The following is a 12,505-nucleotide window of genomic DNA, read 5'->3' as shown; positions in this document are numbered from 1 at the left end:
GATGCTCGACGAACGTTCCGCAGCGTCACTGCCCGCTGCGGATCGTGTCGAGCTTCTCCGCGAAGGCCTTGGTCTCCGCGATCAGCCGGGCGCGTGCGTTCTTCTGCGTCTTGTCGCCCTGGTCCTTGAACGCCCCGCTGAAATGCGGCTGGAGTTGGGTCCACCAGCCGTAGTCGAGCATCGCCCATGACTGCGGGCACAACGGGGCTCGGCTCTTCGGCAGATAGCCCGCATCGACCAGGGGCCCGTGGAACCTCTTGGGGTCGCTCCCCTCCAGGTAGCAAAGGAAGTTGAAGACCCGTTGCTGGGTGACAGGGTGATCGCTCGCGAACCCCTCCAGCGTCAGCCCGCCCTCCTCGCGGGCGAGCTCGTCGAACAGCATCGCGGCCGCCAGCGACGGACCCGGTCCCACCTCGTTGACGGTGGAGAACGACGCGAAACCGTCGGCGGCGTCCTCCTCGAGGCCGAGGTTCGCGAGCAGAAGCTGGCGCTGCAGCGCGTGGCCCATTTCGTGGCCGAAGATGAACTGGGTCGACAGTGCCGTCAGGCCGTCGGTGGTGAACTCGGCCTCGGGGAGCAGGGCGGGACGCTCGACGGTCTTGACCACGTTCCCGAGGACCTCTTCGATCAGGGTCAGGAACGGCGGGGGTACGAAGATCGTCCTCCCGTCGGGCTGGGTGACCGCGTCCGAGACCCCCGGTGGCACCTTGTCGGTGACCTTCACGACCAGGTCGTGCGGCAGGGCGAGCGACGCGTTCACCCACTCGGCGACCTGCTCGAGCACACGGGACTTCCGGATCACCGCCACGGCCTGACGGTCCTTCGGCTTGATCGTGGCGTCCTCGTAGACGACCGTGACCTTGCCGGTCGCGTCGGCCCTGCTGCCTGCGCCGTCACACGAGGCGACCGCGACGGCGGCGACGAGCAGCGCCCCCGCCGCAGCCCGCCTCGGCCTCCTCGACCTGGCCGAGGACCCACCACTGTTCACACGGATCATGATCGACGGAGCGTACATCCGTGATCAACCATTCATGGCGCTTTTCGCCCCGATGCTTCGAGGCGGCGGTGTGCGTGCCCCAAGCGAAGCGTCCCTTGCGCATGCGGCATACGATGCTGCGTATGACGCAAGACGATGGCGAGCTCGACGCTCTGGTACGCAAACGGATCCGCGCTCTGCGCGTGGCTCAGGGCTGGTCCCTGGACGAGCTGGCCACCCGCGCCCAGCTCAGCCCCTCCACCCTCAGCCGTATCGAGAACGGCCAGCGCAGACTCGCCCTGGACCAGCTCGTCACGCTGGCCCGCGCCCTGGACACCACGCTCGACCAACTGGTCGAGACCGCCACCGACGATGTCATCACCAGCCCGACGATCGACGCGGCCCATGGCCAGATGCGGTGGCCCGTCCGCGCGGACCCCGGCATGACCGTCGTACGCCGGCGCGTGACGGACCCGCCGCCCGACAGTCCCGCGCGCATGCGTGCCCACCCCGGCCGCGAATGGCTCGTCGTCCTGTCCGGCACGGCGATCCTGCTGCTGGGCAACCGGCGGATTCGTGTGGAGACCAACCAGGCCGCCGAGTTCCCGACCATGCTTCCGCACGCCATCGGCGCCGAGGGCGGACCGTGCGAGATCCTGGGAATCTTCGACCGCGACGCCCGCCGCGGCCACCAGCGCGGCGAGGGCACCGAAGGCGCGAGCCGCTCGCGAGGATGAACCGCCACGCGAGCGCCCGTCCTCGCGCCGGACGGCCGCAGCGCACCGCGGGCCAGGGCCTGCTTGCGCAGTCGGCAGCCCAGGAGGCCATCGTCTTGCTCTTTCGGAAAGCGGTCGTGCCGCACGCTCCTGATCCTCATAGCGTGGGCGCCATGACCCACGCATCCCGGCACGCAGTACACGACCACGGCGCGCATACGGTCCACGCGCACGAACAGGACCACGACACCGGCGTCCAGGCGGAGATCCTCGATCTGGACGCGGAAGTGCTCGCCGAGCACATCGCCTCCATCACCGCCTGGCTGCCCGTCGCAGCCACTCCCCGGCACATCGTGGATCTGGGCTGCGGAACCGGAGCCGGTACCCTCGCCCTGCTCGAGCGTTTCCCCGGCGCCGAGGTGAGCGCCGTCGACACCTCGACCAGCCACCTCGACCGCCTGCGGGAGAAGGCTGAGGAGAAGGGCCTGGCCGACCGGGTGCACACCGTCAGGGCCGACCTCGACGCGGCCTGGCCCGACCTCGGCACCCCGGAACTGGTGTGGGCCTCGGCCTCCATGCATCACATGGCCGACCCCGACCGGACGCTGCGCCAGGTCCACGACATGCTCGCGCCGGGCGGCCTGTTCGCCGTCGTCGAGCTGGCCGGCTTCCCGCGCTTCCTGCCCGAGGACGCCCCGGAGGACCGTCCTGGACTCGAGGAGCGCTGCCACGCCGCACTCGACCAGCGCCATGCCGAGAAGGTGTCGCACCGCGGCGCCGACTGGGGGCCGAAGCTGACCGCGGCCGGCTTCACCGTCGAAGGCCTGCGCACCATCACCGTGAACCTCGGCCCGCCCCCGACCGACGCGGTGGGCCGGTACGCGCTGACCAGCCTGCGCCGCGTGCGTGACGGCGTCGCCCAGGCGCTGACGGCCGAGGACCGCACCGCGCTCGACCGGCTGCTCGACACCGGCAGCCCGCACAGCATCCTGCGTCGCGACGACCTGACCGTACGCACCGAACGCATGGTGTGGGCCGCACGACGTAGCTGAAGACGCGTGCGCCGGCACGCCGCACCCCCGGCACCGCACCCACGCCTACCCGCGGTACGCCTCCATCAGCCGCAGCCAGACTTCGCTGATCGTCGGGAAGGCGGGGACGGCGTGCCACAGCCGTTCGACGGGCACCTCGCTGATGACCGCGATGGTCGCGGAGTGCAGCAGTTCCGCGACGCCGGGACCCACGAAGGTGACACCGACCACGGTGCCACGGTCCAGGTCGACCACCATGCGGGCCATGCCGCGGAACCCCTCCGCGTACTGGACCGCACCGGCCACGCTGCCGAAGTCGCGGTCCACGACCCTGACCCGGTGTCCGGCGCGTTCCGCCTCCCGCGCGCTCAGGCCGACGGCCGCGACCTCGGGGTCGGTGAAGACCACTTGGGGCACGGCGACGCTGTCGGCGGTCGTGACGTGCGTGCCCCACCTGGCTTCGTCGACCGGTTCGCCCTTGACGCGGGCCGCGATCACCGCGCCCGCGATCCGGGCCTGGTACTTGCCCTGATGGGTCATCAGAACGCGGTGGTTGACATCGCCGACGGCGTACAGCCAGCCGTCCTCGACGGCCGTCGACCGGCAGGTGTCGTCGACCTTCAGCCAGTCGCCCGGGGTGAGACCGATGGTCTCCAGGCCGATGTCATCGGTACGCGGTGCCCGTCCGATCGCGAACAGGATCTCGTCGGCGACCAACCGCTCACCGTCCGCCAGGGTGACGGCCACCTCGCCGTCGGGTCCGTCGTCCCGCGCCACGGCCGTCACGGTGGTCCCGAAGCGCATGTCCACGCCCGCCTCGCGCAACGCGTCCGCGACCAGCTCCCCGGCGAACGGTTCCATCCGCGTGAGCAGACCGTCCCGAACCAGCATGGTGACCTCCGCGCCCAACGCGTTCCAGGCGGTGGCCATTTCGACGGCCACGACGCCGCCGCCGACCACGACGAGACGCCCCGGCACGGCATCGGCGCTGGTGACGTCACGACTGGTCCAATGACGTACCTCGTCCAGACGGGGAAGGTCCGGCAGCGCCGGACCGGACCCGGTGCAGACGGCGACCACGTGCCGGGCGGTGAGGCGCACGGTCCCGCCGTCGGGGGTGCTCACCACCACCTGGCGGGGACCGTCGAGGCGGCCATGTCCCCGTACGATGTCGACGGAGACCGAGTTCAGCCATTCGACCTGGTCGTCGTCGTGCCAGTGGTTGACGATGTCGTCGCGGTGGGCGAGGACCGCGGCCACGTCCAGCGGACCCCCCACCGCCTGCTTCAGTCCCGGCACGCGGCGCGCGTCGGCACGCGCCAGCACCGGCCGGAGCAGCGCCTTGCTCGGCTCGCACGCCCAGTACGAGCACTCACCGCCGAGCAGCTCACTCTCGACGATCACGGTGCTGAGACCCGCGGCCTTGGTCCTGTCGGCCACGTTCTCGCCCACGGGGCCCGCGCCGATGACGACGACGTCGTATGTGCGGGAGGTGTCGTTCACTGTGCTCCTGCCGTCTCTTTCCGGTTCCGTGGTCTGTGCCACGGCGGGCGGGCGCGACGGGTGTCACACGTGACCGCGGGGGCACGTTCCCGTCAGCCGTTGGGCCTGTGTCTGCGGATCACGGCGCAGAGGAAGGCCACGGCCGCACCGATCTCGGCCAGTTGGTCCGGCAACGCGGAATCGGCACACCCATCGGTGGCTTTCGGTCCGGCACTTGACCCCGAGACCTCGCACGGCGAACAGATCAACTCCTTTCGAGCGTAACAACATGTGTCGCATGACGCCTTCCAGCAAGGGCTGGGGCATGCCCTGCCTTGGCGGGGTCGGCATGTTCCGATATATGCTTTACGGGTGCTTCTGTGCTGCTGGTCCCGCCTTGGGCGGTGTCGACCGAAGCGGCCATGATTCGATTCTGTCCCTCGACGCTGTCGCCCCGAGGTTGTGCCGCTCCCGGCGCGCATCGTGCCGTCGTGAGGGAGGCCGGTTCCCATGGACCTCAACACCATCACCGAAGTCGTCCGGCGACCCTTGGATCGGCCGGGTGCCGAATGGCGCGAAGGCGATGCCTGGCTCGCGGGCGGAACGTGGCTGTTCTCCGCGGAGCAGCCGGGTCTGCGTCGGCTGATCGACCTGACGGCGTTGCGCTGGGATCCCCTCGTCCCGAGCGAGACGGGCCTCGAGATCGGCGCCACCTGCACCATCCGCGACCTGTACGCCTTCGCGCCCCCGGGCGAGTGGCTCGCGGGCCCCCTTCTCGCCGAGAGCTGCGAGGCGTTCCTGTCCTCGTTCAAGGTCTGGAACTCGGCGACCGTCGGCGGCAACATCTGCATGTCGTTGCCCGCAGGCCCGATGATCACGCTGACGGTCGCACTGGAGGCACGGTACGAGCTGTGGGCTCCCGACGGATCCACGCGCACCGTCGACGCCCTCGACTTCGTGACCGGTGACCATCGGAACGTCCTGACCCCCGGCGAGATCCTGCGGCGCATCGAGATTCCGGCGCGCGCCCTGAGAAAGCGCATCGCGCACCGTCGCTTCTCACTGACCCGCCTGGGCCGTTCGACGGTGTTCCTCATCGGTACGCAGACGCCGGGAACGAGCGATCTGCTGCTCACCGTCACGGCCGGTACCGCACGGCCCGTGCGCATCGCGTTCGACACCATGCCGGACGCCGGAACCCTGCAGCAGAGCATCGATGTCATCCCCGCCGACGTCTGGTTCGCCGATCCCAACGGGACCCCCGGCCACCGCCGCCATCTGACGAAGCACTTCGCCGAAGAGATCCGTCGCGAACTCATGGGCGGGGGCGCGGCATGACGTACCGCGTGAACGGCAGGAGCTTCGACGAGGAACCGGAACCCGGCCAGTGCCTGCGCACCTTCCTGCGCTCACTCGGCCACTACGGCGTCAAGAAGGGCTGCGACGCGGGCGATTGCGGCGCATGCACCGTGTGGCTGGACGGCAGTCCGGTGCACAGCTGCATCACCCCCGCCTTCCGCGCGGACGGACACGAGGTGACGACGATCGAGGGCATCGGGTCGCCCGGCAACCTGCATCCGATGCAGCGACGGTTCCGCGACGCCCCGGGGTTCCAGTGCGGCTTCTGCACCGCAGGGATGATCATGACGTCGGCGACGTTCACCGAGGCCCAGAAGGCGGACCTGCCACGGGCGTTGAAGGGCAACCTCTGCCGCTGCACCGGCTATCGGGCGATCGAGGACGCCGTGAAGGGCGTCGCCGGTGTGGAGACGGCCGCGCCGGGAAAGGCCGTCGGGACGAGCGTCGGCGCGCCGGCGGCCAACGACGTGGTGGCCGGCCGCGCCGAGTTCACGATGGACACCCACGTCGACGGCATGCTGCACCTCAAGGTGCTCCACTCACCGCACGCGCACGCCCGGATCGTCTCGATCGACAGGACCGCCGCACTCGCCGTCCCCGGCGTGCGGCGGGTCTACACCTGGGAGGACGTGCCGCGCAAGCGCTTCACCACCGCGATCCACACCGACCATCTCGTCGACCCCGACGACACCTTCATCCTCGACGACACGGTCCGCTTCGTCGGCCAGCGCGTCGTCGCGGTGCTGGCCGACACGGTCGGGGCTGCGGAAGAGGGCTGCCGACGGGTCGTCGTGGAGTACGAGGTGCTGCCGGCCGTCCTCGATCCCGAAGAGGCGATGGCCGAGGGAGCGCCCCAACTGCACGGCGCCGAGGATCCGTTCGTCCGCGATCCCGTCCACAACATCCTGCTGGAGATCCATGCGCACATCGGCGACGTCGACGCGGGGTTCGCCGCGGCCGACGTGATCCACGAAGGGACGTACTTCTCACCGCGCGTGCAGCACGCGCATCTCGAGACCCACGGCTCGATCGCCTGGATGGAGAACGGCCGTCTGAACGTCCGCACCAGTTCGCAGTCGCCGTCGATCGCGAAGGTCAAACTCGCCCATCTCTTCGCTCTGCGACCGGACCGGATCCGCGTGTTCTGCAAACGCGTCGGCGGTGGCTTCGGCGGCAAGCAGGAAGTGATCTCGGAGGATCTGGTCGCGCTCGCCACCCTGGACACCGGGCGGCCCGTCTGCTTCGAGTACACGCGTGAGGAGGAGTTCACCACCGCTTCGCCACGCCACCCGATGACGTTGACGGTCACGCTCGGCGCGAAGGCGGACGGCACGCTCACGGCCTTCCAGGTCCGCAACGTGTCGAACACGGGCGCCTACGGCAACCACGGCGGCGAAACGCTGTTCGCGGGCGGCGCCGCCGTCATGATCTACCGCTGCCCCAACAAGAAGTACGACGCGTTCTCCGTCTACACGAACACCGTGCCGAGCGGGGCGCTGCGCGGCTACGGGATGACCCAGCCGGCGTTCGCCGTGGAATCGGCGATGGACGAACTGGCCCGCGCCCTGCACATCGACCCGCTCGAACTGCGACGACGCAACATCGTGCGGCCCGGTGACCCGCTCGTCGCCCTGCATGACGGCCCCGACGACGTGGTGTTCACCGAGGACGGACTCGGGAAGTGCATCGACCGGGTGGACGACGCCCTGGCCCGCACGGCAGATCAGCCGTCCCCGGGTCCCGGGTGGCTCGTCGGGGCGGGCGTCGCGAGTTCCCTGCACGAGACGGCGCCCCCGACCGAGCACATCTCCGAGGCGTGGGTCACGCTCGGCGACGACCTCGTGTACGAGGTGGCGGTCGGGACGGTCGAGTTCGGCGAGGGCACGTCCACCGCGCATGTCCAGATCGCGGCCAACCAGCTGGGCACGACGCCGTCGCGGATACGCCTGGTGCAGTCCGACACCGACCGTACGGGATTCGACACCGGGGCCTTCGCGAGCGCGGGCCTCTTCGTGGCGGGCAACGCGGTGCTTCGCGCGGCCAACGCCGTACGTGACCGCATCCTGGAGTTCGCGGCCGCGCGCACCGGTGTCCACCCCGTGATGTGCTCCATGGACGACGACGCCGTCCTGTGCGGCGACCAGCGGGTGTCCCTGGCCGAGCTTGTCGCCGTGGCCCGGGCGCGCGGCATCCGGTTCACCGCCGCCCGCAAGGCCTATGGCTCCCCTCGCAGCGTCGTCTCCAATACGCAGGGATTCCGGATAGCCGTCCACCGGGTGACGGGTGAGATCCGCGTCCTGTACAGCGTCCACGCGACCGACGCCGCCGTGGTGATCAACCCCGCGCAGGTGCGCGGCCAGGTGGAGGGCGGTGTCGCCCAGGGAATCGGCTTCACGCTGACGGAGAACCACCACGTCGATGCGAACGGCGTGATGGCCAACCCGAACTTCCGCAACTATCGCATCCCCACCTATGCCGACATCCCTCGCACCGAGCTGCTCCTGGTGGCCTCCTCGGACTCCGTCGGGCCCATGCGGTCGAAGGGCATGGCGGAATGCTGCATCAATCCGGTGGCCCCGGCGCTGGCGAACGCGCTCCAGGACGCGACGGGCGTCCGCTACCGCGCGCTGCCCCTGACTCCGGAGCGGATCTACAGCCGGCTCGGCGAGAACCAGCCGGTGCGGACGGACTGAGCCATGGGCACCGAAAGGCTCGGAGACGCCACGGCGACGGCGATCATCGGCCAGAAGGTCCTGCCCGGACATGAGCGGGAGTTCGAGACGTGGCAGGAGACCGTCAACGCCGTCGCCGCCGAGTACACCGGGTTCCTGGGTGCCGAGATCTCCCCGCCGACATCCCTGCAGTCCGACTGGGTCGTCGTGTACCGATTCGACTCGACAGCCCATCTGCAGGTGTGGATCAACAGCGCGACCCGGCAGAGTCTTCTGGAAACCGGCAGAAACTACTTCGACGGTCCCGCGACGCAGCAGGTCGTCACCGGCGGCACACGGCCGAGGGAGGATCCGCTGGTGACCGTGATGGTCACCCATCGCGTCCACCCGAACCACGTGGACGACTTCCTCGACTGGCAGAGCCGCATGAGCCAGGAGAAGAGCACATTCGAGGGCTTTCGCGGAACGGAGATCTTCCGGCCGGTCGAGGGGCTCCAGGACGAATGGACCACGCTGTACCGCTTCGACAACGCCGAGCACCTCAATTCCTGGCTGACGTCGGCCAGGCGGAAGGAGATCCTCGCCGAAGGCACGAAGTTCAACGACTTCAGGATGCGCACGATCGACAACTCGTTCGGCAGCTGGTTCGCCTTCAGGGACAACGGCAGGGAAGCGCCGCCACCCTCGGAGACCAAGACCGCCATCGCGGTCTGGGTCGGCCTGTACCCGACCGTCGTGCTGCTCGCGCTCGCCCTGGCACCGCTGAACATGCCGCTCTGGCTCGGGCTGCTCGTGGGCAACCTGTTCTCCAGCTTCGCCATGAGCTTCCTCACGATGCCCTACTACGTGAACCCGCTGCTCAAGCGGTGGCTGCGGCCGTCGCCCGAAGAACCGGCGGCGAGGTCCAACCGCGTCGGCCTCGGCATCGTCGCCGTGGCGATGCTGTTCTGGGTGGCCTTCTTCTTCGTCGTCACGACCCAGATCTGGACGCTGCCCTGACAGGGACGCGCGCACTCGAACACGTGGCGGTACGGCCTGTACGTTGAGGCCTGTACGTTGGTGGGAACCGGAGCTGTGAGGCACGACGTCGAGACATGAGCGCCGTCACCGAGGACCGGGACCCGGGCCTGTTCGGCCCCGGTTCGGTCACCTGGCAGATGCACGGCGACCCGATGATGTGGGTCGCCGGTGTCCGCGCGCTCTACCTCCAGGCCCTGCACCCGCGCGCCGTCCGCGGCGTCATGATCAACAGTGACTTCCGTAAGGACGCCTGGGGCCGGCTGCTGCGCACCGCGAACTTCGTCGGCACCCTCTCGTACGGCACCACCGAGGCGGCCGAGAAGGCCGGGGCACGCGTCCGCAAGGTCCACCGGCTTCTCGGCGTGGACGAACCCGAGCTGCTGCTCTGGGTGCACTGCGCCGAGGTGGACTCCTACCTCGCCGTCCTGCGCCGCTCCGGCTTCCCACTCAGCGACGCCCAGGCGGACCGGTACATCGACGAACACCGCGTCAGCGCCCGCCTCGTGGGACTCGAACCGGCCGAGGTCCCCGCCTCCAGAGCCGCACTCGCCGACTACTTCAGCGCCGTACGCCCCGCACTCGAAGCCGGCGCGGACGCCCGCGTCGTCGACGACTTCCTGCGCAGCCCGCCGGTTCACACGCTTCTCGTCCCGGCGCGGGACCTGCTCTGGCGGCGCGTCGCGACGCTCGCGTACGACGCGCTGCCTCCGTACGCCCACGAGCTGTACGGCCGCCCGGCGCCCCCGCAGGAGCGCGTGACCCGCCGGCTCGCCGCCACGGGCAAGGCCCTGCGCTGCGTTCCCGCACGGCTGCGCTGGCAGCTGCCGCCAGGTCACATCTTGAAGGCGATGGCCCGACTCGGCCCCGGGAGCCGCCCCGCACCGTACAAACTACGCAGACAGGCGGCCATACTGGACGGGCCGGGGAGGGCGTAGCGAAGCGACGGGGGCGACGGCACGCGATGGCGGACACCAGGCTGATCCACGGCCGGTACCGGCTGATGGATCTGATCGGCCGGGGCGGCATGGGCGAGGTGTGGCAGGCCCGCGACGAGTCGCTGGGGCGGCACGTCGCGGTCAAGTGCCTCAAACCACTGGGACCACAGCACGACCAGACCTTCATCCGGGTCCTGCGTGAACGCTTCCGCCGAGAAGCCCGGGTCGCCGCCGCACTCCAGCACCGGGGAGTCACGGTCGTCCATGACTTCGGTGAGGACGAGGGCGTGCTCTACCTGGTGATGGAGCTCCTCGAAGGCCGCAACCTCAGCCAGCTGCTGGAGGACAACAAGCAGCACCCGCTGCCGGTGTCCGATGTCGTCGACATCGCGGAGCAGGTCGCCGACGCCCTCGCCTACACCCATGAACAGAGCATCGTCCACCGCGACCTGAAACCCGCCAACATCATGCGGCTGACCGACGGCACCGTGAAGATCTGCGACTTCGGCATCGCCCGCCTCGGCCACGACATCGGGTTCACCTCCCGGCTGACCGGCACCGGCATCGCCATGGGCACCCCGCACTACATGTCGCCCGAGCAGATCGGCGGCGGCCACGTCGACCACCGCAGCGACCTCTACTCGCTGGGCTGTGTGCTGTACGAGATCGCCACCGGCGTCCCGCCGTTCGACCTCGACGACGCCTGGGGCGTCCTCGTCGGACACCGCGACACCCCGCCCGAGCCGCTCCGCACCCACCGCCCCGAACTGCCCGGCTTCATCGACCGGATCGTCCTCGACCTCCTCGCCAAGACCCCCGAGGACCGTCCGCAGGACGCCAAGGACCTGCGCCGCAGGATCACCGCCGCCGTCCGCACCGCGCCCGGCGCACCCGCTCCCGTGAACCCGGCGGTCCCGCCGCAGGTCCCGCACCCGCGGTCGGGCGAGCGCGGGCTGCCGTCCTGGACCCGCGGCATGACCACCGGTCACAAGGCGGCCGGCGTCTCCGCTCTCAGCGCCGTGCCGCCCGACCACACCGCGGGCCTCACCGGCGAGTGGACCACGGGCGTGCGGCTCCACGACCCCGTCCTGGTGCAGCCGCCCCGCCCGGAACGCCCCACCCCCTCGCCCGAGCTGCTCGCCGTCCTCACCAGCCGGCACAACGCCGGCCTCAGCCTCGGGCGGCTCGGCCGCTGGGAGGAGGCCGGCGAGGTGCACCGCGCAGTCGCCGCCGAGCGCGAGCATGCCCTCGGACCCGACCATCCCGACACCCTCGCCAGCCGTTACGAGGTCGGCTTCACCCTCAGCAGGACCGGCCGCACGGCGGACGCGCTCCGCGAGTTCGGCCGCGTCGCCGAAGGCCGCGAACGCACCATGGGCGCCGACCACCCGGAGACCCTCGCCGCGCGCCAGGAGACGGCGTACGTCCTCGGCCAGCTCGGCCGTCACTTCGACGCGCACCAGGTGTACACGTCGGTGCTCGCCTCCCGGATGCGGACCGTGGGCCCCGAGCACCCCGACACCCTGCGCTGCCGCCACAACCTCGCCTTCAACCTGAGCCGGCTCGGCCGGCTGGAGGACTCCTACCGCATGGCGGACGAGGTCGCCACGGCCCGTGCCCGGGTGCTCGGGGCTGGGCACCCCGACACCCTGGTGACCCGCTACGAGGTCGCGTACGCGCTCGGACAGCTGGGCCGGTGGACCGAAGCCCTGGCGACCTACCGGGAGGTCGCGGCCGGCCGCGCACAGACGCTCGGACCCGACCACCCCGACACGCTCTCCGCGCGCTACGAGGTCGGCATCAGCCTCGGTCGCCTCGGGCGCAGCGCCGAGGCCCTGGAGCTGTACCGGGCCCTCGTCGACGACCGCACCCGGGTCCACGGCCCCGGCGACGCCGAGACCCTGCGCGCCCGCCACGGCGTCGGAGTCAACCTGGGGCGGCTCGCCCGCTGGGAGGAGGCGCTGGCCGAGGCCCGCGACGTCTGCGGGATCCGCGAGCGGGTGCTGGGCCCCGACCATCCGGACACCCTCGTCAGCCGCCGCGAGATCGCCGTCGGCCTGGGCTGGCTCGGTCGCTGGGGCGACGCCCTCGCGGTCTACCGCCAGGTCGCCGAGGCCCGCGAGCGCGTCCTCGGCGCCGACCACCCCGATTCGCTGGCCAGCCGCAACGACGAGGCCCACTGCCTGGAGCAGCTCGGCCGGGGCGGCGAGGCGGTCGAGCTGTACCGGCGGGTGGCCGCCCTGCGCCAGCAGCGGGGCAGCCGGGGCCGCTGAGCCACGCCGGCGCCGGCGGGTGGCCGCCCTGCGCCAGCAGC

General features: G+C 70.6%; 9 protein-coding genes. 7 read left to right on the top strand and 2 right to left on the bottom strand.

The window, feature by feature from the left end:
• Positions 1–25: 25 nt before the first annotated feature.
• Positions 26–997 carry a DUF4344 domain-containing metallopeptidase gene (locus tag OG766_RS01525; protein ID WP_328724341.1) on the bottom strand — a complete coding sequence of 324 codons (972 nt, stop codon included), beginning with the start codon at positions 995–997 and terminating at the stop codon, positions 26–28.
• Positions 998–1,119: 122 nt separating this feature from the next.
• Here OG766_RS01525 and OG766_RS01520 point away from each other — a divergent pair, with 122 nt between their 5' ends.
• A complete protein-coding gene (locus tag OG766_RS01520) occupies positions 1,120–1,713 on the top strand; it encodes a helix-turn-helix domain-containing protein (protein ID WP_328724340.1) in 594 nt (197 codons plus the stop codon).
• Positions 1,714–1,865: 152 nt separating this feature from the next.
• Positions 1,866–2,744: a class I SAM-dependent methyltransferase gene (locus OG766_RS01515; protein WP_266377420.1), complete on the top strand. Its 879-nt coding sequence runs from the start codon at positions 1,866–1,868 to the stop codon at positions 2,742–2,744.
• 45 nt (positions 2,745–2,789) lie between these two features.
• Here OG766_RS01515 and OG766_RS01510 read toward each other — a convergent pair whose 3' ends face one another.
• The gene (locus OG766_RS01510; protein ID WP_328724339.1) at positions 2,790–4,226 is read right to left on the bottom strand and encodes a dihydrolipoyl dehydrogenase family protein; all 1,437 of its coding nucleotides are present in this window, start codon (positions 4,224–4,226) and stop codon (positions 2,790–2,792) included.
• 489 nt (positions 4,227–4,715) lie between these two features.
• Between OG766_RS01510 and OG766_RS01505 the strand changes: the two genes are divergently transcribed.
• The 5 genes from OG766_RS01505 (at position 4,716) to OG766_RS01485 (ending at position 12,464) form a co-directional block, all read left to right on the top strand.
• Positions 4,716–5,543 (top strand): FAD binding domain-containing protein, encoded by an 828-nt coding sequence (locus tag OG766_RS01505; RefSeq protein ID WP_266377426.1) that lies wholly within the window; start codon positions 4,716–4,718, stop codon positions 5,541–5,543.
• Complete coding sequence (locus OG766_RS01500; RefSeq protein WP_328724338.1) at positions 5,540–8,257, top strand: molybdopterin-dependent oxidoreductase; 2,718 nt, start codon at positions 5,540–5,542, stop codon at positions 8,255–8,257. The genes OG766_RS01505 and OG766_RS01500 overlap by 4 nt, the downstream gene beginning before the upstream one ends.
• Positions 8,258–8,260: 3 nt before the next feature.
• Entirely contained in the window at positions 8,261–9,235 is a 975-nt protein-coding gene (locus OG766_RS01495) for an antibiotic biosynthesis monooxygenase (protein WP_266377432.1), read from the top strand.
• Between the two features lie 95 nt (positions 9,236–9,330).
• On the top strand, positions 9,331–10,191 hold the full coding sequence (locus OG766_RS01490; protein WP_328724337.1) for an oxygenase MpaB family protein: 861 nt from the start codon (positions 9,331–9,333) through the stop codon (positions 10,189–10,191).
• 26 nt (positions 10,192–10,217) lie between these two features.
• On the top strand, positions 10,218–12,464 hold the full coding sequence (locus OG766_RS01485) for a serine/threonine-protein kinase (RefSeq protein WP_266377437.1): 2,247 nt from the start codon (positions 10,218–10,220) through the stop codon (positions 12,462–12,464).
• Positions 12,465–12,505: the final 41 nt, after the last annotated feature.

This window comes from Streptomyces sp. NBC_00259, assembly GCF_036181745.1.
GTDB classification, from domain to species: Bacteria; Actinomycetota; Actinomycetes; order Streptomycetales; family Streptomycetaceae; genus Streptomyces; species Streptomyces pratisoli.
Note: the sequence above shows the minus strand (reverse complement) of the source record. Positions and strands in the feature narration are given on the sequence as shown.